Genomic DNA, 26,129 nt, shown 5'->3' with positions numbered 1-26,129 from the left:
TGGAGCAACGCCGAATCGCCCCTCGGTCGGGGCTCAGCCGGTGAGGCCGCCCGGCTGGTCGCCCTTCACGACGGGGGCGCGGACCAGGTTGCCCCACTCCGTCCACGAGCCGTCGTAGTTGCGGACCTGTGGGTAGCCCAGCAGGTGGTGCAGCACGAACCAGGTGTGGCTGGACCGCTCGCCGATCCGGCAGTACGCCACGACGTCGTCGGACGTGCTCAGCCCGAGCTGGTCGGTGTAGATCGCGCGCAGCTCGTCGGCGGACTTGAAGGTGCCGTCGTCGTTCGCGGCGGACTTCCACGGCTTGCTCACCGCACCGGGGATGTGCCCGCCGCGCAGCGCACCCTCCTGCGGATAGTCCGGCATGTGCAGCATCTCGCCGGTGTACTCCCCGGGCGAGCGGACGTCGACCAACGGCCGGCCGGCGGCGACGTGCGCCATCACCTGCTCACGGTACGCCCGGATCGGCGCGTCGTTACGCTTCGGCACCGGATACTCGGCGCGCGGCCGGGTCACCTTCTCCCGGGTCAGTTCGCGCCCCTCGGCGATCCACTTCTGCCGGCCGCCGTCGAGCAGCCGGACGTCCGGGTGGCCGAAGAGGGAGAAGACCCAGAGGGCGTACGCGGCCCACCAGTTGAAGTTGTCGCCGTAGAAGATCACCGTGTCGTCCCGACCGATGCCCTTCGCGGCGCAGAGCTCGGCGAAACTCTCCGCGTCCAGATAGTCCCGGGTCACCTGGTCGTTCAGCTCGGTGTGCCAGTCGACCTTCACGGCGCCCGGCAGGTGCCCGGTGTCGTAGAGGAGCACGTCCTCGTCGGACTCGACCACCACGAGGCCCTTGTCGCCCAGGTGCTCGGCCAGCCACTCGGTGGTGACCAGGCGCTGCGGGTCGGCGTACGACTGGAGGCGGGGATTCGGATCGCTCGGCACAGGCATGAGCCCCAAGCTACGCCCGATCCCGGGGCCGTCGGCCGGTCAACGAAAACCAGGTGCAGCAAATGCGGCGGGTCATGCGTGACAGTGGCGGAACCCGCCAATCACAGAGGATCGCCATGACCGTACGGCAACAGACCGGGCCACCCCGGTCCGTGGCAGCGCCGGTGGACTTCACCGACTTCTACCAGGCGCACTTCCATCGGATCGCGGTGCAGCTCTACGCGTACCTGGGGGACCATGCCGAGGCGCAGGACCTGACCCAGGAGGCGTTCTGCCGGATGCTGGAGCGCTGGTCGCGGATCAGCGCGTACGACGATCCCTCCGCCTGGGTCCGCCGGGTGGCGTGGAACCTGGCGACCAGCCGGCTCCGGCGGATGCGCACCGCCGTGCGACACCTGGGCCGGCAGCGTGAGGAGCACGTTCCCGGCCCGGAACCGGACCGGGTGGCGCTGATCCGGGCGCCGGAGGGCACCGTCCGCTCCTGGCTGTCCCGGGGTCGGGCAGCGCTGGCCGGCCAGCTCACCGCGACCCGAGCGGAGGGCCACCGTGCCTGACACCGTCATCGAGGAGATGTTCGCCGAATTCGAGGCGACGGCGAGGGAGACCTTCCGGCCGCCGGGCGTACCGGAGGCGCAGCACCGGGTCCGCGCCCGTCGCCGGCGGCGACGTGGCCTGCTGGCCGGAGTGACGGCGCTGCTGCTCGCCGGATCGGCCGGCGGCTACGCGGCCGCCCACCGGGGCGACCGGCCGGAGCCGACGCCCACCCCCACCGTCTCCCCGACACCCGACGGGAAGGTCACCGAACGGAAGGTCGCCCTGCCGGGCGTCCCAGGTGAGCTGACCGACCTGAGGTTCGTCGACGCCCGCACCGGCTGGGCGCTCTTCGACACCTGCGGCTCGTACGATCCGGACGCCCGCGGCTGCCAGCGAACCATCGCCCGGACCACCGACGCGGGCGTGACCTGGCGACGGACGGCCTTCCCGGCTGCCCCGACCGGTGGGGTGCACCTGCTGCCCAGAGACGACGAGACGCTGACCGTCATGGCGCGCGACGGGTACCTCGTGACCGTCGACGGCGGTGCCACCTGGACCAGCCACCCGCTGGGTTCGCCGCCCGAGGCGACCCGGCGCACCTTCGCCACCCCCTCCGGGCTGTTCATCGGGTGCCCCTCGCCCAAGGGGCTGGACGGCGGCGCCCGGGGGTTGACCTGTGGCCGACAGCAGGTCCTGCGGGTGGTGGACGGTGGCGCACTGCCCCACCAGCCGCCGGTGACCTTGAGTCAGGAGGTCGAGAGCGTCCTATTCGAGGGTGGGGACGGGCGGCTCTGGCTCACCGTCCTCGAAGGGGACCGATTCACTGTGATCACCAGCGACGACCTGGGCGTTACCTGGCGGAAGCTGCCGGCGGTCGCTGGGGCGCGGAACCTCGCCGCTTCCCCCGACGGCCGCGACGTCTGGCTGGTGCGGACGGACCGACCGAACGCGGTGTGGCGGTTGGTCCGCGACCGCTGGCAGCAGGGCCCGGGCCTGCCGGACGACACCGACGGGGTCGCCGCCGTGGGTGGCGGCACCCTGGCGGTCACCAGTACGTACGGCGGTATGGGGTTCGTGGCCGACGGCCGCTACGTCGACGTCCCCGAGCTACGCGACCTGCTGCACAGCAGCTCCAACTACGGGGTCGGCGTCGCGGTGCTGCCGGACGGCACGGTGCTGGTCACGCCCGCCAACAACATGCAGCTCCTCGGCACCGGCCGTGGCGTCGACCGGACCTGGGTCCGGGTCTCCTGATCCACCGCCCCGAGGGCACGGTCGGTACCGGGCCCTCGGGGCGGTCAGGCGCGGCGGTGGACCAGCCGCCCGGCCACCACCGTGGCCAGGCAGGAGCCGTCGTCGCCGAAGACGGCCAGGTCCGCGCGGCCGGCCGGGACCAGTGCCGGCGGGCAGGCCCGATCGAGGACCGCGACATCGCCCCGCGCCGCAGCGGCCCGGAGCGCCGGATCGGGCAGTTGAGCGGCGAGCACCGCGGCGGCGCCGAGCCGGAACAGGGCGTGCACCCGCTCGCGCGGGGTCGGCGCGGCGGGCAGCGGCCCGTCGTGCACCAGCGCCGGCCCGAGGGTGCCGGCCCACCGCCGTACCCGCACCCCGGGGTACGCCTCTGTCAGCTCGTCCAACGGCGCAACGGCCTCGACCCGGTCGCCGTAGACCAGCACCGCGTGATCCGGGCGGGGCTCGTCGTCGAGGGTGAGCCGCAGCAGCGGTGCGGCGTGGATCGTCCGCACCGGTCAGTCGACGATCGGCCCGAGCACCGGCCGCTTGGCGGTGACGAGGTCGCCGGAGGAGCGGCCGGTCAGCCGCCGCTTGATCCACGGAGCCAGGTGCTGCCCGGCCCAGCGCAGGTCGGCGGCGCGGGCGGCCAGCCACGGGGTCGGCGCGGGGTGCGGCGGCACCATCAGCCACTCCTCGTCGCAGCCCACCCCGAGCGCGGCGAGCACCTGCCCGGCGACCCGACGGTGTCCGGCCGCCGACATGTGCAGGCGGTCGGTGCTCCACAGCATCGGGTTGAGGTAGGTGTCGTCGGCGTAGAGGTCGACCAGGATGGCGCCGTGCCGCTCGGCGACCTCCCCCACCGCCCGGTTCAGCAGGTTCACCCGGGGCGCGACGAGTCGCTGCCCGGGAAGCCGGGCCATCACATCGGCGAATCGGAACAGGATCACGTCGGCCCCGCTGGCGCGCAGCTCGCCGATCACCGCGTCGAAGCGGGGGACGAACGAGTCGGCGTCGAAGGTACGCCGCAGCACGTCGTTGCCGCCGGCCGCGAAGCTGATCAGGTCGGGCTTCATGGCCAGGGCGGCCGGCACCTGCTGGGCGACGATGTTCGGGAACAGGCGGCCCCGGATCGCCAGGTTGGCGTAGCCGAAGTCGGGGCCGCCCTCGGCGGCGAGCCGGGTGGCGACCAGATCCGCCCAGCCGCGGTACGTGCCGTCCGGATACGCGTCGTTCATGCCCTCGGTGAAGCTGTCGCCCACCGCCACGAAGCTGCGCCAGTGCACTGCGCCTCCCTCTGACGTCCCGGCAGAGCTGCGTCGGTCAGTCTGTCACCGCCGGCGCCGTCGCCGCCCGCCCCTGGCGTACGACGTGGCGGAGGTCATCGATGGTGACCGTGACGGAGGTGACACCCAGGCAATTGGCGGATCACCGTGCTGCGCTGAACAGCGCGGCACCGCGTGAGGGGCGGACCCCCGTCGGTGGTCCGCCCCTTCCTCGGTTACGAGTGCAGGTCAGGGCGTGTACGCCAGCAGCCTCATGCCCCGCACCGAGGCACGCTCCGCGACCGTGCCGAGTGTCGTGAGATTGCTGTCCAGGACACTGATACCGGTCGCCCGCTTGACGATCACCTTGTTGTCGACGGTGAACAGGATGCTGCGGATGTCGCCGCTACGCGGCAGGTCGGCAACCTTGCTGGTGGTGGTGTCGACCACCGTGAAACTGTCGTCATGGCGCTGCGGGTCGGTGCCGATCCAGCCGATCGAGACGTATCGGCCGTCCATCGACACGCTCCGGGCTTCCCAGCCACCCCAGTGCTCGGCCTCATTCTTCGGCGGCGTATAGGTGTACCGGCGCGACTGCGTCCCGTCCGTCACGTACGGCTTGCCGTCCGACGCCGCGGCCAGCCACCTTCCGTCGGCCGACCAGCACCGCTCGGTCTCCTGGCCCGGGTCACCGTTGACCCGCTCGTTGGCCGCCACGTCGAACAGCACGGACTGCCCGGTCTTGTTGCGCACCATCAGCAGGTCGCCACCCTGCCAGCGCAGCGGCCTGCTGTCCAAGCAGCTGACATCGTCCAGCAGCTTCGTCGCCCCCGGCTTTCCGAGCGTGCCGGCCAGGAGCACACCACTGAGGTTGCCGTTCGTGCTGTCCTGCACCCACGCCACCCGCTTTCCGTCCGGCGAGACGGTGAGGGTGTTGGCCTCGCAGCCGTAAGTGCCGAACGAGAGCTGGTGGGCCACCCGGTCCGAGCTGCCCCGGACGGCGTGGATCCGGGCCCGGGTGGACGTGATCTCCAGGTAGTACCGGGTGCCGGCGAGGACGGACGCCGGCTGCGTCGCCGAGTTGGTCGGCTCCGCGCTCGCCGAACGCTCCGGTTTCGGGGTGACCTCCGCCGGCGGCGGGCTGATGGTGGTCGACGGACCCGCCGGCTGCGGCGCGGGCTTTTGACCGTTGGGCCGGATCGCCAGGGCGGTGCCGGTGGCGGCGGCAATCATCACCAGCGCAGCGGCCGAGGTGGCGACGGCCCGCTGGATGCCGAGCCGGCGGGAGGTACGCAGGGCCCGGTCCCGCAGGTCGACCGGGCTGACCTCGTCGGCCAGGTCGGCCAGGTCGAGCCGAAGGCGATCGTGGTTCATCGGGCGCTTCCTTCCTGGATGTACAGCTCGGCGAGTTCCGGCGCGACGGTGCGCAGCTTGGCCAGGGCCTTCGAGGTCTGGCTCTTGACGGTGCCGACGGTGACACCGAGCAGGTCGGCGACCTCGGCCTCGGTGCGGTCCTCGAAATACCGCAGGACCAGCACGGCCCGCTGTTTGGCGGAGAGCTTCGCCAGCGCGACCCGCAGGGTCAGTCGCAGCGTCGTCTGCTGGGCGTGGTCTGCGGCGGAGTCGCCTCCGCGCGGCTCGGGCAGGTCGCCCGGCATCGATTCGGACACCCGGCGCCGTCGCCACCAGGAGACCTGCAGGTGGTACATCGTCTTGCGGGTGTACGCCTCGGCGTTGCCGCTGTCGTGCAGCCGGTTCCACGAGCGATGGGTCCGCGCCAGGGCGGACTGGACGAGGTCCTCGGCCAGGTGCTGGTCGCCGGTCAGCAGATAGGCCGAGCGCAGCAGTGCGGGGGTTCGTGTTCGCACGAACGAGTCGAACTCACTCAGGAGAGGGTCCACGCGAGCCGATCCTTGGGGTCAGGTGGTGCACCATCGTGATGCCTCCCCAGACGCCACTTTCCGCAAGCAGGGTTGCCGTCGCCGCTGGAGGAATCTTGGACGTGGTAGCCGGATCGCCTGACGCGCCCGGGGAACCGAGGCTGCCCCAAAAGGTGGAGATACAGGCCGAACGCCAGCGAACATTCGCAGCGGCCTCCACCCTTAGGAAGCGTTTGAACGCGGCCGGACGACGAGCAGTCGAAGGAGTGCACGCCCCATGAGTCAGGAGACCAAGACCGAGCAGGCTGGACGCGCGGGTGGCACGCAGTCAGCCCGCCAGAACAGGCTGACCAACGAAGACGGCAAGATCATGATTGCCGAGAACGTGGTGCAGAAGGTCGCCGGGATGGCGTGCCGGGAGGTGGCGGGCGTCCATGCCATGGGCAACGCCGGCACCCGCGCGTTCACTGCCATCCGGGAACGGATTCCGGGCAGCAGCGGGCCGAACGTCTCCCAGGGGGTCGGCGTCGAGGTCGGCGAGACCGAGGCCGCGGTCGACCTGGACGTCATCGTCGAATACGGCGTCAGCATCGCCGACCTGGGCCGGAACATCCAGCGGAACGTGAAGACGGCCGTCGAACGGATGACCGGCCTGAACGTCGTCGAGGTCAACATCAGCGTCGATGACGTGCACCTGCCCGGGACCGATGGCCAACGGCAGGGCCAACAGCAGGAGTCGCGGGTGTCATGACCGCCACGCTTGGCCAGCCCCACGCGGTGGTCGACGGCGTCGACGTGGATGCCGTCGTGACCGCGGTCTGCGCCTGTCCGGACGTGGTGGGCCTGACCGCGGGTTGGATGGGGGGGCGGTCCACCTACCTGCCCGGTCGCCGGGTCGAGGGTGTGGCGGTCGACGCCGATGCCGTGGTGGTGCAGGTGCGGAGCCGGTGGGGGGTCACCGCCGCGGAGCTGGCCGGCCAGGTCCGGGCGGCGGTCACACCGCTGGCGGCCGGGCGTCGGGTCGACGTGGTTGTCGCCGATCTGGAGGACCCGCCTCCGGCCAGGGCGGATGGGCGTCGGGACGGGCGCGCCAACCCGACCGGTCCGGGATCGACAGCGCGACCGGGGTGAACACCCGGCCACCTGTCGGCTGCCGCGCCCCGCGCGGCATCCACCGCGCGGCGCGCACCGCTTCACAGTCCGTACAGCATGATGGGAAGACACGACAGCATGATCAAGTTGATAGGCGTGGTCATCGGCCTGGCGTTGGGTTTCGCCCTGGCATTCGGCAGCTTCGGTCAGATGCTGGTCGTCGCGCTGGGCGCGGCGATCGGTTTCGGGGTGTCGAAGTTCTTCGCCGGTGAGATCGACCTCGCCCCGTACGTCCAGGGCCGGCGGAGCAGCCGGTGACCGCGGCGACGCACGCGGCAGCAGGCGGGCCAGGCCAACCGACACACGGGGAGTTGGGCCGGCTGCACATCCACGACCGGGTGGTGGAGAAGATCGCCGGGCAGGCGGCGCGGGAAGTCGCCGAGGCGGGCAGTGCGAAGCCGCGTGTTCTCGGGCGGTCCCTGCCAGGCGCGGGTCGCTTCGGCGCTCGCCGTACCGACCTGGACGCTGCCGCGACGGCGTCCGCCCAGATCGAGGGATCGGTGACCCGCATCGAGTTGTCCATCAGCGTCCGCTGGCCGGCATGCCTCCCGGAGGTCACCGCCCAGGTACGCGACCGCGTCCGGACCCGCGTGTCGGACCTGACCGGGCTACGGGTCCAGGAGGTGGGGATCTTCGTCACCGACCTGGTCACCGGCCCCGGGGCCGGCAGGCGGGTGCACTGAATCGAGGCCCTGGTGAGAATCACCAACCGTTTGCTCGCGTTCCTGCTGAGCCTGGGGCTGGCCCTCGGCGCCGTACTCGTGTTGATCGAGATCGTTGCCCACGCGGTCGGGGCGAAGCCGTTCGTGCTGAACTGGCCTGGCCTCTACCGCTGGGCGTCCGGCACCACGTGGGGCAGCGGGTCCGTACGGCTGATCGGGGTGGCCCTCGCCGTCATCGGGCTGCTCCTGCTCGCCGCGCAGCTCAAACCCCGTCGGCCCGACCGGTTGCGTCTGCAGCCCGTCGATCCCGCCACCGACGCCGCCATCACCCGGCGGGGCCTGGCCCGGACGCTGCGGTACGCGGCCATCGAGGTCGGTGGCGTCCACGATGCCCACGTCACGCTCGGCCGGCACCTCGTGCGCCTCCGTGCCGAGGTCCACGACGGGGCCGCACCAACGATGGACTCTCTGCACGCCGCAGTGGCCTCGGCCGCCCAGGACCGCCTCGACGCGCTGTGCCTGGCCGCGGCACCGGCTCTGTCCGTGCGGATCAGCAAGGAGGAGCAGGAGTGACGCGCGCCGATCGCATCAACCGGACCTTGATCACCGTCCTCGCGCTGGTCCTGCTCGCCGCCGGCGTCGCGATCCTGCTCGCCGGCGCCGACGTGTTCGGCCGGGGCTTCAGCCGGCGACACCTGCTCGACAACCCGGCCGCGCACTTCGTCGGTGTCCACGGCGGCTGGTTCTGGCCGGTGGCGGCCGTGGCTGCCGCGATTGTCACGGTGCTCGGCCTGCTCTGGCTGGCCACCGTCGTCAACACCAGACCCAGCCAGCGGCGCATCAACATCAGCACCGGCGACGGCACCGGCCGAACCCTTCTCGACTCCGGGGCCCTCGCCAGCGCCGTCACCGCGGAAGTCGAAGACTGCCCGGGCGTCGACGATGTCGACACCAAACTTCTCGGCAGCCCGCACGCACCGCGACTCGCGCTCACCGTCACCGCCGACCCCGACACCGACATCGCCGCGTTGCGCGAGCGACTCGAAGCCCTCACTCTGCCCCGCATCCGGTACGCCCTCGGCAAGCCGGACCTGCCCGTCACGCTCGATCTCACCACCCGACGGCGCGCTCGGGTGGGCTGAGAGCGGGCGGGGTGCGGACGGCCCCCCGGGGCCCAGGAGTCCGCTCGTCGACCTCGTCGCCAGGCCAAGGATGCCGGTGTCGGACACCTGATCCTGACCCACCTGTGGCCCGGCACGGATCCGGCTGCTGCGCGAGCCGCGGCCGGCGACGGTTACGCGGGTGAGATCGCCGCCGCCACCGCTGACCTGAGGCTGGAGCTTTCCTAGTTCCCGCCCTTCTCGAGCGTCCCGTACGGCCCCGCCCGCCCGACGTCACCACTCCACTCGGAACGGACAGAAAACGGCGACGGTCGCCGCGATAATGGCACGGATCCGATCTGGGACGGTCGTGCGTGGACGGTCACGTGAAGCTCTTCCCCGGTCGTCGACGTACACGAGCGAGGACTCGACATGACCGAGGGGCTTCCCTCCAACCCTCCCCCGCCCGCACCGCGCTTCCCGGTCACCGGGCCGTACCTGCCGCCGGCGCAGGCCGCCCCCGCCGGTCCGTACCCCCAGCCGGTCCCGATGCCAGCAGCGCCCGACCGGGCGTACCCACCGCCGTTTCCGCCGCCGGCCGGTCCCTACGGCGCGCCGGGCTACCCGCCGCCTCCGGGATTCGGGCCGCCCGGCCCGTACGGGCCACCGCCCGTCCCGCCGCCGGCCAGGAAGAAGTCGAAGCGCTGGCTCTGGATCTCCCTGACCGCGGTGGTCGTCGTCCTGGCGCTCTGCGGCGGCTCGCTGACCGCACTGAAGCTCCAGCTGGACAAGAGGAACGCGGCGGAGGCCGCGCAGCACCCGATCAAGCCGGCGGAGATCGAAGCCCTGCTGGCCGGGCACACCCGGGCCCTCAAGGACCGGGACCTGGCGGCGTTCACGGCCCCGTTCGACCAGAAGCTCGTCGCGCAACAGACCAGGTTGTTCCGGAATCTCGTCAAGGTGCCGTTCGCCGAGGCCCGCTTCGTGAAGTTCCGGCAGGGCGAATTCGCGTCGGTCGGCGAGGGCTGGACGGTCGAGCTGACGCTGTCGTTCGTGCACCGGTTCGCGTACGACCTGGCACCGGTCGACGAGCTGTACACCTGGACCGTCGTCCGGGCCCGCGAGGGAGCTCCGCTCACCGTCACCACCGTCGGTCACCTGCCGGAGGGGTGGCGGGCGAGCGAGCTCAGTTACTACCCGGCACCGTGGGACAAGTGGCGCAACCTGCACGTCGAGAAGACCGAGCACACGGTGCTGATGGTCGACGCGTCGCTGCGGGCGGAGGCACAGCGGTACGCGCCGGCAGCCGAACGGGCCGCGGTGGCGGACCTGGCCGCCTGGCGGGCCGGGGGTGTGTCCGCCAAGATCCCGCAGGGCTTCGTTCTCTCCCTGGTGAAGGGAGAGAAGGAGATGGCCTCGATCTACCAGACCGGAGCGGAGAGCAACGGCGAGTCCGGGCTCAGCATGCCCTTCCAGCCCACCAGCACCGACAAACGGTACGAGGACCGACCGGGCGTGGGCGGCAGCCGGGTGCTGGTCGACGTCACGGACCCGTACTTCTTCCGGTCAGGTGACCCGGACCTGCCGCCGGCCCTCTTCCGCCACGAGTTCGCCCACTCGATGGTCGCCAACGTCACCGACCACGACCGGGAGGAGTTCAACCTCGACGGACTCCAGAACTGGGTGGTCGAGGGGTTCGCCGAGTACCTGGGGCACGAGAGGCGTTCCTGGATGCGGAGCGATCTCACCGATCACTCCCGGGCCATGCTCCCCGCCCGCCAGGACGATCTGGCGCTACCCAGCAACGACACCTGGGCGACGAAGGGCCGGGTCAGTTACCACTACTGGCTGGGGCACTCCGCGATGAGCTTCATCGCCGACCGGTACGACAACCAGAGGGTCTTCGAGCTGGTCGAGACGCACTACCGGGGCAAGAAGATCGAGGACGCGGTCCAGCAGGTGCTCGGCCTGTCGCACGCCGACTTCGAGAAACAGTGGTCGGCGTACGTGATCGCCAAGACGCGTTGACCGGCCGTGCGGGCCGCCGGCGCGCCGCGTCCCGAATTGGATCGCCGGCCGGCTACGCCGGTCGTACGCTGCGGCAATGCTGCTGCGTATGTCGACCCTGCTGCTCCGGACCCTGCGCGAGGACCCGGCGGACGCGGAGGTGCCGAGCCACCGGCTCCTGCTCCGCGCCGGCTACGTCCGCCGCGCCGCTCCGGGCGGCTACACCTGGCTGCCGCTGGGCAAGCTGGTGCTGGACCGGGTCGCCGAGATCGTCCGCTCGGAGATGGCGGCGATCGGTGACCAGGAGGTGCACTTCCCGGCACTGCTCCCGGCCGAGCCGTACCGGACCAGCGGACGGTGGACGGAGTACGGCGACGACATCTTCACCCTCGCCGACCGCAAGGGTGCCGAGCACCTGCTCGCCCCGACCCACGAGGAGATGGCCGCGCTGCTGGTGAAGGACCTCTTCACCTCGTACCGGGACTTCCCGGTGGCGCTGTTCCAGATCCAGACGAAGTTCCGGGACGAGGCCCGACCCCGGGCCGGCCTGCTGCGTGGGCGCGAGTTCCTGATGAAGGACGCATACTCCTTCGACCTGGACGAGGCGGGGCTCCAGGCGGCGTACGACCGGCACCGCGACGCGTACCGGAAGATCTTCACGCGGCTCGCGCTGGACTTCACGGTGGTGTGCGCGATGTCCGGGGCGATGGGCGGCTCGGCGTCGGAGGAGTTCCTGGCCGCCACCCCGGTCGGCGAGGACACGTTCGTCGGCTGTACCGCCTGCGGCTACGCGGCCAACACCGAGGCGGTGGTGACCCGCGCCCCGGCCGCCGGCGACCCGGACGCGCACCCGGCGACCGAGGTGCACGACACCCCGGAGACGCCGACCATCGCGTCGCTGGTCGAGCTGGCGAGCGCCCGCGCCCTCGGCGGCCGGACGGACTGGACCGCCGCCGACACGTTGAAGAACGTGGTGCTGACCGTGCGCCGGCCCGGCGCCGAGCAGGCGGAGCTGCTGGTGATCGGCCTGCCCGGGGACCGCGAGGTGGACCTCAAGCGGGTCGAGGCGGCGCTGCATCCGGCCACGGTGGCGGTCTTCGAGGACTGGGCGGCCCACCCCGAGCTGGTCCGCGGATACATCGGGCCACAGATCCTGGCCAAGCACGGCATCCGCTACCTGGTCGACCCGCGAGTGGTGCCCGGCACCGCCTGGCTGACCGGCGCGAACGAGCCGGGCCGGCACGCGGTCGACGTCGTCTGCGGACGGGATTTCGTGCCGGACGGAACGATCGAGGCCGCCGAGGTGCGTCCCGGTGACCCCTGCCCGGCCTGCGGCACGGGCGAGCTGACCATGCGCCGTGGCGTCGAGGTGGGGCACATCTTCCAGCTCGGGCGCCGGTTCACCGACGCCTTCACGGTCGACGTGCTCGGCCCGGAGGGGAAGCCGGTCCGGCCCACCATGGGCTGCTACGGCATCGGCATCTCCCGCGCGGTCGCGGCGGTCGCCGAGCAGCACCACGACGACCGGGGTCTGGTCTGGCCGGCGGCGGTCGCACCGTGCGACGTACACCTGGTGGCGGCCGGGAAGGGGCCGCAGCTCGACGGGGCGCTGGACCTCGGCGGGCGCCTCTCCGCCGCCGGCCTGCGGGTGCTGGTCGACGATCGCACGCACGTGTCGGCCGGGGTGAAGTTCACCGACGCCGAACTGGTCGGCATCCCGCGCGCCGTCGTGGTCGGCCGCCGGTTCGCCGAGGGATACGTCGAGCTGCGCGACCGCGCCTCCGGCGAGCGGGTCGAGCTGCCGGTGGACGGCCTGGTCGAGCACCTGCTCGCCCAGGTGGGCGGGGCGCGCCGCGACCGGGTGTAGCCGACGCGCGACGGGGTACCGCTCCAGATCGACCGAGGTTTTCGGAGGCTCTCATGTACCGGGTCAGCGACGTGATGACGAAGCAGGTGGTCTACCTGCCGGCGGAGACCACCCTGGACGAGGCGGCCAGGGTGATGAAGGAGTCGGACATCGGCGACGTGGTGGTCACCGACGAGGCGACCCTCGCCGGCGTACTGACCGACCGCGACATCGTGGTCCGGGCGGTGGCGGAGCGGGCCGACCCGACCACCACCACGATCGGCTCGATCATCACCCGCGAGGTGGTGATGATCGAGCAGCATGCCACCGCCGGCGAGGCGGCCGGCCTGATGCGGGAGCGCAACATCCGGCGGGTGCTGGTCTGCGACAGCGAGCGCAAGCTGGTCGGCATCGTCTCCCTCGGCGACCTGGCCAGGCAGCTCGACCTCGACTCCGCCCTCAGCGTCGCCCCGAACAGGTGAGAGGAGGGCCGATAACCTCAAGGCATGCCGGAGATGCCGAGGAAGCTGGCCGAGATCGTTGACGAGTTCGCCGCCGCGCCCCGGGACGTGGTGCTGGAGATGCTCCTCGAGTACGCCGACGTCGTCCCGCCCCTGCCGGCCGGGGTGGACCGGGCCGAGCTGGAGCAGGTCCCCGAGTGCCAGACCGCCTTCTTCCTGCGCGCCGAGGTCGAACCGGACCGGACGGTGACCACGATCTTCGACTGCCCCCCGGAGGCGCCGACCACGCGGGCCTTCGCCGGCATCCTCGCCGAAGGGCTGGCCGGGGCGAGCGCCGAGCAGGTGCTGGCCGTGCCGGACGACATCTACCAGCGAATGGGGCTGGCCCAGGCGATCAGCCCGTTGCGGGTGCGCGGCGGCACGGCGATCCTGGCCCGGCTCAAGCGTCAGGTCCGGGAACAGATTTCCTGATCAACGGGTTGTCTCCGGTCATGGAGATCGAGATCTACGCCGACGTCGTCTGCCCCTGGTGCTGGATCGGCAAGCGCCGGCTGGAGCGGGCGCTGGAGTCGTACGACGGCGAGGTGACCGTCCGGTTCCGGCCGTTCCAGCTCGACCCGACGCCGGTGACCGAGCCGAAGCCGCTGGTCGAGGCACTGGCCGCGAAGTTCGGCGGCCGGGAGCGGGCCGAAGGGATGTTCACCCACGTGACCCAGGTCGCCGCCGGCGTGGGGCTCGACATGCGCTTCGACCGCGCGGTGCACGCCAACACCTTCGAGGCGCACCGACTGGTCCGGTTCGCCACCGAGCGGGGCCGGGCCACCGAGATGGTCGACGCGCTCTATCGGGCGCACTTCACCGACGGGATCGACGTCGGATCGAAGGACGCGCTGGTCAAGCTGGCCGTCGAGGTCGGCTTGGACGAGACCGAGGCCCGGGAGTACCTGGAGTCGAACCTCGGGCGACGCGAGGTGGCCGCCGACCTGGCCGAGGCGCGCCAGCTCGGGGTGTCCAGCGTGCCGACCTTCGTGCTGGCCGGGAAGTACGCCGTCACCGGCGCCCAGGAGCCGGAAACCCTGCTCGCCGCCCTCCGCGAGGTCGAGCAGCGGGAGTCGACCGCCTGACAAGACATCGATGTTCTTAATGTTTCACGTGGAACAACATCGATGACATTGACGGATCAGACGGGCCTGGCCAGGTCTTCCACCACCGTTGCCCCGGGCAGCGCACCGAGCGCCGGCCCGGGCAGCGCGATCTTGCTGTGCCGTACGCCGGATCCGATGATCGCGTGCGGCGTGGCGATCACCCGCGAGTCGACCAGGATCGGCCACCCCTCCGGCAGCCCGATCGGGGTGATTCCGCCGTACTCCATCCCGGTCAGCTCGACCGCGTCGGCCATCGGCGCGAAGCTCGCCTTGCGCACGTCCAGCATCCGGCGCACCACGCCGTTCACGTCGGCCCGGGTGGTGGCGAGCACGACGCAGGCCGCGTACCGGGTCTCGCCACCCCGCTTGCCGGCCACCACCACGCAGTTCGCCGACTGATCGAGCCCCACCTCGTACGCCTGGCAGAACGCGGCCGTGTCGGCCAGCTCGGCGTCGATCGGGGCGACCAGCACGTCGTCGACGTCAACCGGCGCCTCGCCCGGCCACCCCTCGATCGCGGCCGCGACCGGCGGTGCCAGCAGGTCCAGTCGGGTACGGGCAGGTTCGGTCTTCAGCGTCCCCATCACGGGTGCGATCCTCGCACCCGCCAATCGAACCCGCTATCCGACATCCCGCCCGACCGAACGTCAGCTACCGGTGAGGAAGGCGTTCTCGCGAGCGAACGTCCGGTCCTGGTAGGCCGCGAGCTGCTCGGCCCGTTGCATCTGGGCCCGGTGCCTTTCCACGTCCTCGATGCCGTGCCGGATGCCCAGCCGAATCACGCCGTACAGGAAGACGAAGCCGAACACGTACAGGATCACCGTGGTGACGAAAACCAGCATGCGCTCACGTTAGGGCGACGCGGAACCGCAGAAGTTTTCATTTCCGGCCGGTTCCCCCATACGTGTCTGCGAGATGATCCGCCCAGGTCCGGGTACCGGTCGGGGTGGCCGTGGTGGTGAGCCCGCCGGACCGCAGCGACCGACCGAGCCGCCCCGGGATCCGTACCGGCAGCAGCGGGCGGCGGGACCGGCGCGCCGCCCGCCACGCCCGTACCGCGTCGTCGAAGCGGAGCACCTGCGGGCCACCGAACTCCGCGACGGCGTACGACGGGCCGGCCGCCAGCATCGCGGCGAGGCGGGCCGCCACCTCCCCGGGGTCGACCGGCTGGGCGAGCACGGCCGGATCCCCGATCACCGGCCCGAGACGGCTGGCGCGACGCAACAGCTCCTCCAGGAACTCCGGGAACTGGGTCGCCCGCAGCACGCTCCACGGAACCGGGCCGGCCGTCACCACCTGCTCGGCCGCGAGCTTGTGCCGGTAGTAGCCGAACGGCACCCGGTCGACTCCCACGATCGAGACGTAGACCAGGTGCCCCACGCCGGCCTGCCCGGCGGCCACCACCAGGCGGCGGGTGCCCAGCACGTCGATCTCCTGGGTACGTCGAGTCGGCGAGGTGGCCAGGTGGAGCACGGCCTCAACCCCGGCGACCGCCGCGGCCAACCCTTCGCCGGTGGCGAGGTCGGCCGCCAGGTACTCCACGGTGGAGTCCTCGCGTGGATGTCGGCTCACCGCCCGCACCGTGAACCCGCCGTCCCGCAGCCGCGGCAACACCGCCCGCCCGAGCCGCCCGCTCGCCCCGGTGACCAGAACCCTCATCGACCGTCCTTTCCCGTGCCGTACACCCAGGGGACGAGATGGCGGCAACCGTCGTGACGGCGGAGCGGTCACGACCGCACGCCGATCCTCCCCGCCGTGGAGGCGGCCGACACGGCGAATCCGGACGGCCCGCCGCCGCCCGGCAGCCGAGGCCCCCTCAGGCGGCCACCGGGCGGACCACCACCCGGCCGGCGAGCAGCACGCCGACCAGCCCGCAACCGCCCGCCACGGCCAGGGTGACGGCGTAGCTCGCCGGGCCGGGCGCCGCTCCGGCCGCCAGCACGGCGCCGGTCAACGCCAGCACCGTGGCCGCCGCGAGCGAGTCGCCCAGTTGCAACGCCGAGCTGTTGCGGCCCTGCTCGTCCGGTGCCGAGAGGGCCAGGGTGAGCACCGACAGGGACGGGTAGAGCAACCCCATGCCGAGGCCGGCCACGGCCCAGGCGAACACCACGAGCGCCACGGGTACGCCCGGCAGTACGGCCAACGCGACGCTGGCCGTACCGAGGGTGATGCAGCCCAGCCCGGCCCGGGGCAGGGTGGCGGCGGAGCGCGGCGGGGCCAGCCGGCCCTGGAGCCACGAGCCCACCGACCAGGACACCGCTCCGACGGTCAGCACCAGGCCGGCCGCGGTCGGTGAGAAGCCGCGTTCCCGGGAGAGCATCAGCGGCAGCACCACCTCCGCCCCGGCGAACGCCGCCGAGGCGAGGCCCCGCAGGCCGACCACGGTGGGCAGCCCCCGCCCGGCCCGCAGGAAGCCGGCCGGCAGCAGGCGCGGGGCGCAGACCAGCAGTCCGGCCAGCGCCACCGCCACCAGCACGACCGCCAGCGCGCCGCGCTGCTGCCCCCCGTGGTGCAGCAGTGCGGCGCTCGCCCCCGCCCCGCAGGCCCAGCCGATCCGGGCCAACGCGCCGGCGGGCGGCCGGGTCGGGACCGCGGCGCCGAGCGCCCGTAGCCCGGGCTGGATCAACAGCACCGCGGGCACCGCGACCACCGGCACCGCCAGGAAGACCCAGCGCCAGCCCAGGTGCTCGACGATCAGGCCGGCCAGCGCCGGACCGACCAGCGACGGTACGACCCAGGCCGCCGCGAACGCGGCGAAGACCCGCCGTCGCAACTCCTCGGGGTAGGCCTGCCCGACGATCACGTACAACGCCACGGAGAGCAGGCCCGAACCGAAGCCCTGCACCACCCGGCCGGCGACCAGCACGCCCATCGTCGGGGCGGCACCCGCGACCGCCAGCCCCGCCACGAACCAGGCAACCCCGTGCCACATCGGCGGGCGCGGGCCCCGCGCGTCGCACCAGATGCCGGAGACGACCATGGCCACCACGCCGGCGGCGAACGGGCCACCGAAGGCGAGCGCGTACAGGGTCAGCCCGTCCAGACTGCGGGCGACCGTGGGCATCGCTGTGCCCACGGCGAGGGCCTCGAACGCCAGCAGCGACACCAGGGCGACGCTGCCCACGGTCATCGCCCGCAGGCGCGGGGAGTACAGGTGCGCGGGTGGGGACGCCGGCGCGGTGGTGGCGGTCACCGGCGGTCCGGCGTACGTACGGTCGACATGGGCTCAAGCTTGGGACCTCAACCCGGATTCAGGTCAACCGTGAGCCTCGTCTCGTCAGGCCGACTCCAGCGACTCACCGAATCCCCGAACCACGCCGGAGAGGTGCTGGTCGGCCAGCAGATGCCCGGCGGTGATGACCAGGGCCAGCGGCCACTCGATCACCTGAAGGGCGGCAAGCACGCCCAACCCGGCGTAGTAGGCCAGCTTGTCGGGCGGGGGCACCGCCACCTCGCCCAGCATCGGGATCTCCACCCGGCGGCAGTACGTCCTGATCATCTCGTGCGCCCCGCTGAGGTGTCGCGTCAGCGTGCTCATTCCGCCTCCCCGGTCTGGACTTCCACATCCACGTCGGAGCCGGCATTCCACCGGCGACCCGGTCCATGCCCCGGGCAGCGGGGAAACTTCCCCCGCCCGGGGGGCATAACGGACGCGACGCCGGGAAGTCCGGGCGCCGGGACGAAGCGCGGGAGGCGAGATGACGCACGGCGGGCGCGGCGACGGGAGCAGCGGGGAGCGCGGCCGACGGCTCGGCCGTACACCTCGATGACCTCGCTGGGCCGATACGCCGGCCTCCTGTTGTCGCCGGGCGCCGTCGCGCGGGTGGCCCGCACCGTTGTCACCGGCGTGCCCGACGCGGCCCGGGCGGGCGGCGCTGCCGTGGGGAACGTGGCCCAGGCCGCCGTGCCACAGGCCGTCACCGAGGCGGCGGAGAGCGTGAGTACGGCGGCGACCCGGATGGCCCGACTCGTCGGGCTGACCCGACGCCGCGTCTGGTCGAAGGACGGCCGGCACCACATCGAGGTGCACGGCGTCTGCCAGGACGGCGGCGACCGGCTGGCCCGCCAGGTCGAGGCCGCGCTGGAACAAATGCCCGGCGTCGCCTGGGCCCGGGTCAACGCGCCCTCCGGCCGGGTGGTGGTGGCGGTCGAGGAGCCGAAGCCGAAGCTGGGCAACCTGATCGCCACTATCGCGCGGGTCGAGCGGGTGTGCCCGTACGAGCCGGACTCGGAGATCCCGCCGCCGCACCCGCCCGAAGAAGGGCCGCGTACGCCCCGTACCTTGGGCGCGCTGGCCTCGGACGCGCTCGGCCTGACCATCTCGGCGGCCACCCGGATCCTGCCGTTCGCCCCGGTCCCCGGTGAGGTGGCCGGGTTCCTCTCCGCGATCGACCTGCACCCGAAGCTGCACGCGCTGGCCGACCGGGGGCTGCGCGCGGACCCCCGCGCCGACATCATCTTCCCGCTCGTCGAGGCGGTCGTGCAGGGCCTCACCGGCGGCTGGGCCGGGATCGCCCTGGACGGCGCACAGCGGGTGGTGCAGTGGGGCGAGGCGCGGGCCCAGCTCACGGCCTGGACCAGGGCCGAGCCGCGGCTGACCGGGGATCCGGACCGGGCGGTGGCCCGGGTTCCGAAGGGGCAGCGGCCCTGCCCGGTCCCGGACGGTCCGGCCGAGCGGTACGTGAGCCGCGCGCTCGCCGCCGGTGCGGCGGCCGGCGCCGCTGCGGTGCCGGCGGCCGGCGGCAAACGGGCTGCGGCGCTGGCCCTCTCCTCGCTGCCGAAGGCGCCGGGAGCCGGACGCGAGGGGTACGGCGCCCAGCTCGGCCGGATGCTGGCCCGCCGCGGCGTGATCGCGATGGACCGCAGCGTGCTGCGCGAGCTGGACCGGATCGACACGGTGCTGCTGGACACCGCGATCCTCGGCTCGGACCGGGGCGTGCTGGCCGACCTGGCGCCGCTGCCCGGAGCGGACACCGCGCACGTCTCGGCCCGGGCCTTCGCGCTCTTCGACCCGGCCGCCCCCGACGGGATGCGGGAGGCCGACGGCTGGCGGCTCGGCCCGCTGGACCGGGTCGACGCCGCCGACCCGGGCGACACCCCGGACAGCCGCCGGCTCCGGGAAAGCGGTGGTCTGCTGCTCGGCCTCGCGGCCGGTGACACCCTCGCCGCCGTGGTACGGGTCGAACCGGAACCGGCGCCCGGCGTGGACGCCCTGCCCACCGCCGCCCGCCAGGCCGGCCTGCGGCTCGTGGTGGCGGGCGACGACGACGGCCGGTACGGCTTCGCGGATGTCGTCGTGCCCGGCGGACCCCAACTCGCCGACTCGGTACGCGCCCTGCAACGCGACGGTGCGGTCGTCATGGTCGTCTCCGGTGACCGCGCCGCGCTCGGCGCCGCCGACTGCGGGCTCGGTGTGGCCGCCCCCGAGGACCTCCCACCGTGGGGCGCGCACCTGCTGGTCGGCGACGACCTGCGGATCCCCGCGCTGCTGGTCGACGCCACCGGCGTGGCCCGCCGGATGACCGGGCAGAACATCCGGATCGCGATGGCCGGCAGCGGCCTGGGGGCGTTGGGCGCCTTCACCGCCGCCCCCGTTCAGCTCCCCGGCCGGGTCCTCGCCACGGTCAACGGCGCCGGCGCGGTGGCCTTCGCGCACGGCGTATGGCGGGCTCACCGGCTGCCGGACCGGACCCGCGCACCGGTGCCCGCGCTGACTGCCTGGCATCTGATGCCGGTGGAGACCGTGCTGGCCCAGCTCGGAACCGAACCGGCCGGGTTGACCAGCGAGGAGGCGGGACGCCGCCGACGGGCCGCGACCGGCGACGGGGGTGGCCCGCCCGGGCTGCTGCGGGTGTTCGTGGACGAGTTGTCGAACCCGCTCACCCCGGTGCTCGCCGCCGGGGCGGTGCTCTCCGCCGCGTTCGGCTCACTGGTCGACGCGGCCCTGGTCGGCGGGGTGGTGGGCGGTTCGGCGCTGGTCGGCGCGGTGCACCAGCGCAACACCGAACGGTCCCTGGCCGAGCTGCTGTCCCGCTCGGCGGTGACCGCCCGGGTGCTCCGGGACGGCGCCGAGCAGGTGCTGCCCGCGGCGGAACTGGTCCCGGGGGACGTGGTCGCGGTCGGCCCAGGCGACGCGATCCCGGCCGACTGTCGGGTGATCGCCTCAGACGGGCTGGAGGCCGACGAGTCGTCGCTGACCGGCGAGTCCCTGCCGGTGGGCAAGAACGCCGAGCCGGTGGTGGCGGCGGCCGTCGCCGAGCGGCGCTCCATGCTGTACGAGGGCACCACCGTCGCCGCCGGCCACGGCACCGGCGTGGTGGTGGCGACCGGCGAGGAGACCGAGGCGGGCCGGAGCCTCGCCATGGCCCGGCAGGCCCCGCCGGCCAGCGGCGTGGAGGCGCGGCTCGGGAAGCTGACCAGCGCCGCCGTACCGCTGGCGGCCGGCTCGGCGATCGCGGTCGCCGGGGCGGGCCTGCTCCGGGGCGTACCCCTGGCGGAGACGGCGGCCACCGCCGCGAACCTGGCCGTCGCCTCGGTGCCGGAGGGCCTGCCGTTCCTGGTCAGCGCCGCGCAACTGGCGGCGGCGCGGCGGCTGGCCGAGCACGGCGCGCTGGTCCGCAACCCACGGACCATCGAGGCGCTGGGCCGGGTGGATGTGCTCTGCTTCGACAAGACCGGCACCCTCACCGAGGGGAAGCTGCTGCTGGCCGGCGTAGGCGACGGCGGCGACCGGTACGCCCCGCCGGAGCGGCTGGACGAGCAGCTCCAACTGACCCTGGCCACGGCGCTGCGCGCCACCCCGGCGGCGGCCGACCCGGACGAGCTGCCCCAGCAGACCGACCGGGCGGTACGCCGCGGCGCGGGCACCGCCGAGGTGGTGGAGCAGACCGGCGTGGCGGACTGGGCGGCGGTGGGCGGACTGCCGTTCGAGCCGTCTCGCGGCTACCACGCCACGGTCGGACAGACCGCCGACGGGCTGCTGCTCAGCGTCAAGGGGGCGCCGGAGTCGGTCGTGCCGCGCTGCGCGGCCCGCCGGACGGCCGGGGGCGACGAGCCGCTGGACGCGGCGGGCCGGGACGCGCTGCACGGGATGCTCGCCGAGCGGGCCCGGGCCGGGCATCGCATCCTCGCCGTCGCGGAATGCCCGGTGGACACCGAGTCGGTGACCGACGACCAGGTCGAGGGGTTGGTCTTCGTCGGCTTCCTGGCGCTCGCCGACGGGGTACGGGAGAGCGCGAAGCCCGCGGTCCGCCGGATCCGGCAGGCCGGCGTGCACACCATCATGATCACCGGCGACCATCCGGCCACCGCCGAGGCGATCGCCGCGACCATCAGCCCCGACCACGGGGAGCAACGGGTGGTCACCGCGACCGACCTGGACCGGCTCGACGACGAGGCGCTGGCCGAGCGGCTCATGGCGACCGACGTGGTGGCCCGCTGCACCCCGGCCCACAAGGTCCGCATCATCCAGGCGCTGCAACGGCGGGGCCGCACCGTGGCGATGACCGGCGACGGCGCCAACGACGCCCCGGCGATCCGGCTGGCCGACGTGGGCATCGCCCTCGGCCAGCGCGGCACCCCGGCGGCCCGCGCCGCCGCCGACCTGGTGGTCACCGACGACCGGCTGGAGACGATCATCGCCACGCTGGTCGAGGGACGGGCGATGTGGTCGTCCGTCCGCCACGCGCTGAGCATCCTGGTCGGCGGCAACCTCGGCGAGATCGCGTTCAGCGTGCTGACCGCCGCCGCCACCGGCCGGTCCGCACTGAACGGACGGCAACTGCTCCTGGTCAACCTCCTCACCGACCTGGTGCCGGCGCTGGCCATCGCGGTCCGCCCGCCCGCCTCCGACCGCGCCGACCACCTGCTCCGGGAGGGGCCGGACACCTCCCTCGGCGGGACGATGACCCGGGAGATCGCGCTCCGGGCGGGTGCCACCACGCTGGGCGCGACCGCCGGCTGGACGCTGGCCCGGTGGACCGGGCGGCAACAGCGGGCCGGCACGGTCGCGCTCGCCTCGCTGGTCGGCACCCAGCTCGGGCAGACCGTGCTGGCCGGCGGCACCAGCCCCACCGTGCTCGCCTCCACCGCCGCCTCGGTCGGCGTACTGGTCGGGGTGGTGCAGACACCTGGGCTCAGCCAGTTCTTCGGCTGCACTCCACTCGGCCCGGTCGGCTGGACAATCGCCGCCGGCTCCGCGCTCGGCGCGACCTTCGCCAACGGCGCGCTCACCCGGCTGGTCGACCGCCTCCCGCAACGCTAGTTACTAGGCCGGTCGGTACCGCCAGCTCCCGCACATGGACGGCGACCGAACGGGAACTCCGGCCACGGAGGTGATCGACATGGCCTTCGTCCAGGTCATCGAGTACGAGTCGGACCGCCCCGCCGACGTGCGGGCGCTGAGCGAGGAGTGGGGGCAGCGGCAACTACCGAACGCGCCGGCCCGGTTGACGGTCGCCGAGGACCGGGAGCGGCCCGGGCACTTCGTGATGGTCGCCGAGTTCGACAACTACGAGCAGGCGATGGCGCACAACGCCCAGCCCGAGACCGGCCGGTACGCCGAACGGATGCGCAGCCTGACCCGGCGTGAACCCCGCTTCATCAACCTGGAGGTGGTGCAACGGGAGATGTAAAGAACTCGAGCCCGGCACCGCACCACGGCTAAGGTGCCGCCGTGGCGCACCTCGAGAAGATCACCACGGACAACGTCCTGGCCGCCTGCGCGATCACCGTACGGCCCGACCAGGAGGGCCTGGTCGCGCCGGTCGCCCGGTCACTGGCCGAGGCGTACGTCCAGCCCGATGTCGCGTGGCCGCGGCTGATCGTCGACGACGACCAGCCGGTCGGCTTCCTGATGGCCTTCCTCGACGTGCAGTGGCGGGCGGAGGACCCGACCGATGTCCGTTCCGGGCTGTGGCGGCTGAACATCGCCGCCGACCGGCAGGGCCGGGGATACGGGCGCTTCGCCGTCGAAGCGGTGGCCGAGGAGCTACGCCGCCGGGGCGCCGAACGGCTCACCACCACCTGGGCCCCCGGCGCGCACGGCCCCGAGCGCTTCTACCAGCGCCTCGGCTTCCGGCTCACCGGCGAGCGCAGCGGCGACCAGGTCGTCGGCGAACGGGACCTGTGACGGTCAGTGCCAGGTGGCGGCGGCCCGCCGCAACCTGTCGTTGATCGCCCGCCCCACCCCGACCTCCGGGACCGGCTCGGCGACGATCTCGGTCACTCCGGCCGCATCCAGCCCGTGCAGGGCGTCGAAGAGCCGGGCGGCCGCCGCCGTCAGGTCGCCCTCGGGCGACAGCACCTCTACCGCGGCCCATCCGCCCTCGGCCGGGCGTTCGCGAAAGGCCAGAAACCCGCGCCGGCCGCCGTCGCCCGGCACCGACTCCGCCGCCCCCAACCGCAACGGCGTACGCGGCGCGTAGTGCGCGGCCAGCGTCCCGGGCGCCACCGGCTGGCCGGAGCTGCCCGGTCGTACGTCGACCGGCCCGACCGCCTCGACCAGGGCCTCCACCGGCAGCGCGCCCAGCCGGAGCACCACCGGCCGCTCACCCCGGGCGTCCACGATGGTCGACTCGATGCCGCACCGGGTCGGGCCGCCGTCGAGCACCACGTCCACCGCGCCGCCCAGCCCGGCCACCACATGCTCGGCGCGGGTCGGGCTGAGCTGTCCGAACCGATTGGCGCTGGGCGCGGCCACCGGCACCCCGGCGGCGGCGATCAGCGCCCGGGCGGACGGCTCGTCCGGCACCCGGACCGCCATGGTGTCCAGGCCGGAGGTGACGATCGGCGGGATGGCCGCCGGCCGGTCCACGATCAGGGTGAGCGGCCCGGGCCAGAAGCGGTCGACCAGCGCGGCTACCGCCGGCGGCACCGCGCCGACCAGGCCGGGCAGGTCGGCGGCGTCGGACAGGTGGGTGATCAACGGGTCGAAGCTGGGTCGGGCCTTCGCCTCGAAGATCCGGGCCGCGGCCCGAGCGTCGAGCGCGTTCGCGCCCAGCCCGTAGACCGTCTCGGTGGGGAAGGCGACCAGCCCTCCGGTACGCAGGACGGCGGCGGCCTCGGCGATGCCACTGCCGGCCGGCAGGACGCGCGGGGATCCGGTGCTCACGCCCCGACGCTAGCCTGCCGCCCTACGGCCGGTACGACGGGCCGGTGCAGTGGAGACGTCCGGCATCACCCCGCTCCGCCGGGGCAGGCGCCTGGGCAGCGCTCACCCGACACCTGGCCGCCGATCCCGTCCCGCCGACGGCCGCGGCCAGGTAGACACGGTCGTGTGGCTCCCGCCGTCGGGGCGGACGTGCCCGAGGGAGGGACAATGACCGAGGACCGCCCGCGCAAGCGCGTGGACAGCGTCGACGACCTGGTCACCTGGCTCCAGTGGCTCGCGGACGACGTGGCGCGCGCCCCGGACGCGGTGGTGAATCCCGAACTGGACCGCTTCCTGGCCACCTGGGCCACCCAGCTGCGCGATCGGGCCCGCATGCAGCGCAGAGCGGGCCGGCCGGGACCCGAGCAGCCCTCCTGGCAGCTCGTCGCCGACGTCATGTACGACGCCTGCTACCGCTCCTGACCCCAGCTCGCCGACCGGCTGGAACGGCACACGCGGCGGTCCGGGCTCGGCCCGGCCACGCTCGATCGTCCGTCACCACCCGGTCAGGGCGTTCGGGGGACCGTCCAGGATGCGCTGGCCGGCCCGCTGATCGAGGGGTAGGGCGCCGATCAACCGTCGAACCTACGGGCGGCCGACCAACAGCCGGAGGGAGCCGAGGAACTCCTTCTGCGTACGCAGATGCCCGTAGCGGGCGTCCCACGCCCCGGACTCAAGGTCGCTCCGCAACTGCTCCATGGCCGCGAGAGCCGCATCTGGTTCGACGAAGCCCCAGGCCGACTGTGCGGCACGAACGCCCGGGTCGAGGAAGCGTTCGGGCCGAGCGTAGAAGGCTTCGGTGAACCCGTCGGTGCAGTCAATGGGAATCGGCACCGGAATCACGTCACAGGTGGCACCGATCGCTGCGGCGATGGCATCGATGGCGGGATAGCGACGTCGTTCGGCGGCGATCAACTCGGGCGCGTACTCGGCCAGCCACAGCAGGTCCAGAGCATCGCCGTCAAGGGTGAGCACCACGATCGGGCCTCGCGACACTCTCCGCAGCTCGGCCAGACCCTTCGTGCTGTCGGACCATTGGTGCACGGTGACGGTGGCCATCGCGGCGTCGAAGGCGTCGTCGTCGAAGGGCAACTCTTCCGCAGTCGCATCGATCGCCGGAACCGCGCTGGTCGGACGCTGGCCACGCATGGCCGCGGACGGCTCGACTGCGACGACGTAGCGATCGTTCGGCTCATAGGAACCGGCTCCGGCTCCGACGTTGAGCACCGTACGGGCGTCTCCGAGCGCCTCATGCAGCAGCGCGGCGATGCGTGGATCGGTGCGACGCTGGCCGGAGTAGCCGCTGCCGTGGGTGTCGTAGTCGAAGTCGCCCGCAAGCGTTCGGGTCATGGCGCCCTCCCCTGATTGATCCGTTCCCGTCGATGCTCACCGTACCGATCCGACAGCCGCCAGGCCTCCCAGCCATGCCCCGGCCAGGGATCCTCCGCTACAGGCGTTTCGCCATCTGTTGGGTCGTGACCTGTTAACCAGACGCCAGGTACAGCGAGATCGCGGGCAGGTTATGGCCGAACACGTTCAGCCCGAGCCGAGTCGCACCCGCTACCCGTGCCACCGCCTCTACAGCCGCAAGGATTGCTCTCCCATAGCCGGATCGCCGGTAGGGCTCTTCCACGCTGATGTCGTGGAGCCACGCCCTGTCGGTCGTTCTGGTCTGCGGGTCCTCCAGCCCGACCCACGCGTGACCGACGACCTGGCCCGTGGTGTCCTCGGCTACCAGAAGGCGCTGGCGTTCCGTCGCCA

The 26,129-nt window shown here is 73.0% G+C and carries 30 protein-coding genes; 17 read left to right on the top strand and 13 right to left on the bottom strand.

Annotated elements, in window-relative coordinates; all coding sequences use genetic code 11:
- Positions 1–33: 33 nt before the first annotated feature.
- Positions 34–936, bottom strand: a complete 903-nt coding sequence (locus tag ACNAVT_RS25775) for a sulfurtransferase (RefSeq protein ID WP_416299868.1) — start codon at positions 934–936, stop codon at positions 34–36.
- 116 nt (positions 937–1,052) lie between these two features.
- On the opposite strand from ACNAVT_RS25775, the gene ACNAVT_RS25770 reads away from it, so the two are divergent.
- Positions 1,053–1,490, top strand: coding sequence for a sigma factor (locus tag ACNAVT_RS25770; RefSeq protein WP_416299866.1), 438 nt, complete (start codon positions 1,053–1,055; stop codon positions 1,488–1,490).
- Entirely contained in the window at positions 1,483–2,724 is a 1,242-nt protein-coding gene (locus ACNAVT_RS25765; protein ID WP_416299864.1) for a WD40/YVTN/BNR-like repeat-containing protein, read from the top strand. Before ACNAVT_RS25770 ends, ACNAVT_RS25765 begins: the two co-directional genes overlap by 8 nt.
- A gap of 44 nt (positions 2,725–2,768) precedes the next feature.
- Here ACNAVT_RS25765 and ACNAVT_RS25760 read toward each other — a convergent pair whose 3' ends face one another.
- The 4 genes from ACNAVT_RS25760 to ACNAVT_RS25745 form a co-directional block, all read right to left on the bottom strand.
- Complete coding sequence (locus ACNAVT_RS25760) at positions 2,769–3,215, bottom strand: hypothetical protein (protein WP_416299862.1); 447 nt, start codon at positions 3,213–3,215, stop codon at positions 2,769–2,771.
- A 3-nt stretch (positions 3,216–3,218) separates the two neighbouring features.
- Entirely contained in the window at positions 3,219–3,986 is a 768-nt protein-coding gene (locus tag ACNAVT_RS25755; RefSeq protein WP_416299860.1) for an SGNH/GDSL hydrolase family protein, read from the bottom strand.
- A gap of 228 nt (positions 3,987–4,214) precedes the next feature.
- Positions 4,215–5,339: a hypothetical protein gene (locus ACNAVT_RS25750; RefSeq protein ID WP_416299858.1), complete on the bottom strand. Its 1,125-nt coding sequence runs from the start codon at positions 5,337–5,339 to the stop codon at positions 4,215–4,217.
- Positions 5,336–5,866 carry a SigE family RNA polymerase sigma factor gene (locus ACNAVT_RS25745; RefSeq protein ID WP_416299856.1) on the bottom strand — a complete coding sequence of 177 codons (531 nt, stop codon included), beginning with the start codon at positions 5,864–5,866 and terminating at the stop codon, positions 5,336–5,338. The genes ACNAVT_RS25750 and ACNAVT_RS25745 overlap by 4 nt, the downstream gene beginning before the upstream one ends.
- A gap of 256 nt (positions 5,867–6,122) precedes the next feature.
- On the opposite strand from ACNAVT_RS25745, the gene ACNAVT_RS25740 reads away from it, so the two are divergent.
- The 11 genes from ACNAVT_RS25740 (at position 6,123) to ACNAVT_RS25690 (ending at position 14,197) form a co-directional block, all read left to right on the top strand.
- Positions 6,123–6,596 (top strand): Asp23/Gls24 family envelope stress response protein, encoded by a 474-nt coding sequence (locus ACNAVT_RS25740; protein ID WP_416299854.1) that lies wholly within the window; start codon positions 6,123–6,125, stop codon positions 6,594–6,596.
- Positions 6,593–6,976: a hypothetical protein gene (locus ACNAVT_RS25735; RefSeq protein ID WP_416299852.1), complete on the top strand. Its 384-nt coding sequence runs from the start codon at positions 6,593–6,595 to the stop codon at positions 6,974–6,976. Before ACNAVT_RS25740 ends, ACNAVT_RS25735 begins: the two co-directional genes overlap by 4 nt.
- A gap of 99 nt (positions 6,977–7,075) precedes the next feature.
- Positions 7,076–7,255, top strand: coding sequence for a hypothetical protein (locus tag ACNAVT_RS25730; protein WP_416299850.1), 180 nt, complete (start codon positions 7,076–7,078; stop codon positions 7,253–7,255).
- The gene (locus ACNAVT_RS25725; protein ID WP_416299848.1) at positions 7,252–7,680 is read left to right on the top strand and encodes an Asp23/Gls24 family envelope stress response protein; all 429 of its coding nucleotides are present in this window, start codon (positions 7,252–7,254) and stop codon (positions 7,678–7,680) included. The genes ACNAVT_RS25730 and ACNAVT_RS25725 overlap by 4 nt, the downstream gene beginning before the upstream one ends.
- A 12-nt stretch (positions 7,681–7,692) precedes the next feature.
- Positions 7,693–8,232 carry a DUF6286 domain-containing protein gene (locus tag ACNAVT_RS25720; protein WP_416299846.1) on the top strand — a complete coding sequence of 180 codons (540 nt, stop codon included), beginning with the start codon at positions 7,693–7,695 and terminating at the stop codon, positions 8,230–8,232.
- Positions 8,229–8,801: a hypothetical protein gene (locus ACNAVT_RS25715; RefSeq protein WP_416299844.1), complete on the top strand. Its 573-nt coding sequence runs from the start codon at positions 8,229–8,231 to the stop codon at positions 8,799–8,801. Before ACNAVT_RS25720 ends, ACNAVT_RS25715 begins: the two co-directional genes overlap by 4 nt.
- Before the next feature lie 390 nt (positions 8,802–9,191).
- A complete protein-coding gene (locus ACNAVT_RS25710; RefSeq protein WP_416299843.1) occupies positions 9,192–10,787 on the top strand; it encodes a hypothetical protein in 1,596 nt (531 codons plus the stop codon).
- Positions 10,788–10,863: 76 nt separating this feature from the next.
- Positions 10,864–12,633 carry a proline--tRNA ligase gene (locus ACNAVT_RS25705; protein ID WP_416299841.1) on the top strand — a complete coding sequence of 590 codons (1,770 nt, stop codon included), beginning with the start codon at positions 10,864–10,866 and terminating at the stop codon, positions 12,631–12,633.
- 53 nt (positions 12,634–12,686) lie between these two features.
- A complete protein-coding gene (locus ACNAVT_RS25700) occupies positions 12,687–13,094 on the top strand; it encodes a CBS domain-containing protein (protein WP_416299839.1) in 408 nt (135 codons plus the stop codon).
- Between the two features lie 24 nt (positions 13,095–13,118).
- Entirely contained in the window at positions 13,119–13,544 is a 426-nt protein-coding gene (locus tag ACNAVT_RS25695) for a SufE family protein (protein WP_416299837.1), read from the top strand.
- Positions 13,545–13,564: 20 nt separating this feature from the next.
- A complete protein-coding gene (locus tag ACNAVT_RS25690) occupies positions 13,565–14,197 on the top strand; it encodes a DsbA family oxidoreductase (RefSeq protein ID WP_416299835.1) in 633 nt (210 codons plus the stop codon).
- Positions 14,198–14,253: 56 nt separating this feature from the next.
- Here ACNAVT_RS25690 and ACNAVT_RS25685 read toward each other — a convergent pair whose 3' ends face one another.
- The 5 genes from ACNAVT_RS25685 to ACNAVT_RS25665 form a co-directional block, all read right to left on the bottom strand.
- Positions 14,254–14,802: a YbaK/EbsC family protein gene (locus ACNAVT_RS25685; protein WP_416299937.1), complete on the bottom strand. Its 549-nt coding sequence runs from the start codon at positions 14,800–14,802 to the stop codon at positions 14,254–14,256.
- Between the two features lie 63 nt (positions 14,803–14,865).
- A complete protein-coding gene (locus ACNAVT_RS25680) occupies positions 14,866–15,060 on the bottom strand; it encodes a hypothetical protein (RefSeq protein WP_416299833.1) in 195 nt (64 codons plus the stop codon).
- Between the two features lie 37 nt (positions 15,061–15,097).
- Positions 15,098–15,877: an SDR family oxidoreductase gene (locus tag ACNAVT_RS25675; protein ID WP_416299831.1), complete on the bottom strand. Its 780-nt coding sequence runs from the start codon at positions 15,875–15,877 to the stop codon at positions 15,098–15,100.
- A gap of 157 nt (positions 15,878–16,034) precedes the next feature.
- Positions 16,035–17,411, bottom strand: coding sequence for an MFS transporter (locus ACNAVT_RS25670; protein WP_416299829.1), 1,377 nt, complete (start codon positions 17,409–17,411; stop codon positions 16,035–16,037).
- Between the two features lie 84 nt (positions 17,412–17,495).
- Positions 17,496–17,756, bottom strand: a complete 261-nt coding sequence (locus ACNAVT_RS25665; protein ID WP_416299828.1) for a hypothetical protein — start codon at positions 17,754–17,756, stop codon at positions 17,496–17,498.
- Positions 17,757–17,984: 228 nt separating this feature from the next.
- On the opposite strand from ACNAVT_RS25665, the gene ACNAVT_RS25660 reads away from it, so the two are divergent.
- From ACNAVT_RS25660 to ACNAVT_RS25650, 3 genes are all read left to right on the top strand, one after another.
- Positions 17,985–22,481: an HAD-IC family P-type ATPase gene (locus ACNAVT_RS25660; protein ID WP_416299827.1), complete on the top strand. Its 4,497-nt coding sequence runs from the start codon at positions 17,985–17,987 to the stop codon at positions 22,479–22,481.
- Positions 22,482–22,560: 79 nt separating this feature from the next.
- Positions 22,561–22,851 (top strand): hypothetical protein, encoded by a 291-nt coding sequence (locus ACNAVT_RS25655; protein WP_416299826.1) that lies wholly within the window; start codon positions 22,561–22,563, stop codon positions 22,849–22,851.
- Between the two features lie 41 nt (positions 22,852–22,892).
- Positions 22,893–23,348, top strand: a complete 456-nt coding sequence (locus ACNAVT_RS25650) for a GNAT family N-acetyltransferase (protein ID WP_416299825.1) — start codon at positions 22,893–22,895, stop codon at positions 23,346–23,348.
- Between the two features lie 3 nt (positions 23,349–23,351).
- Here ACNAVT_RS25650 and ACNAVT_RS25645 read toward each other — a convergent pair whose 3' ends face one another.
- Complete coding sequence (locus tag ACNAVT_RS25645; protein ID WP_416299936.1) at positions 23,352–24,305, bottom strand: L-threonylcarbamoyladenylate synthase; 954 nt, start codon at positions 24,303–24,305, stop codon at positions 23,352–23,354.
- Positions 24,306–24,536: 231 nt separating this feature from the next.
- Between ACNAVT_RS25645 and ACNAVT_RS25640 the strand changes: the two genes are divergently transcribed.
- Entirely contained in the window at positions 24,537–24,791 is a 255-nt protein-coding gene (locus ACNAVT_RS25640) for a hypothetical protein (RefSeq protein ID WP_416299823.1), read from the top strand.
- Positions 24,792–24,953: 162 nt separating this feature from the next.
- On the opposite strand, the gene ACNAVT_RS25635 is transcribed toward ACNAVT_RS25640, so the two are convergent.
- Together ACNAVT_RS25635 and ACNAVT_RS25630 are read right to left on the bottom strand one after the other, a co-directional pair.
- The gene (locus ACNAVT_RS25635) at positions 24,954–25,718 is read right to left on the bottom strand and encodes a methyltransferase domain-containing protein (protein WP_416299821.1); all 765 of its coding nucleotides are present in this window, start codon (positions 25,716–25,718) and stop codon (positions 24,954–24,956) included.
- A gap of 133 nt (positions 25,719–25,851) precedes the next feature.
- A partial coding sequence (locus ACNAVT_RS25630) for a GNAT family N-acetyltransferase (protein WP_416299819.1) occupies positions 25,852–26,129 on the bottom strand: 278 nt, incomplete at its 5' end.

Source organism: Micromonospora sp. SL4-19 (genome assembly GCF_047921475.1).
Classification (GTDB): Bacteria; Actinomycetota; Actinomycetes; order Mycobacteriales; family Micromonosporaceae; genus Micromonospora.
Note: the sequence above shows the minus strand (reverse complement) of the source record. Positions and strands in the feature narration are given on the sequence as shown.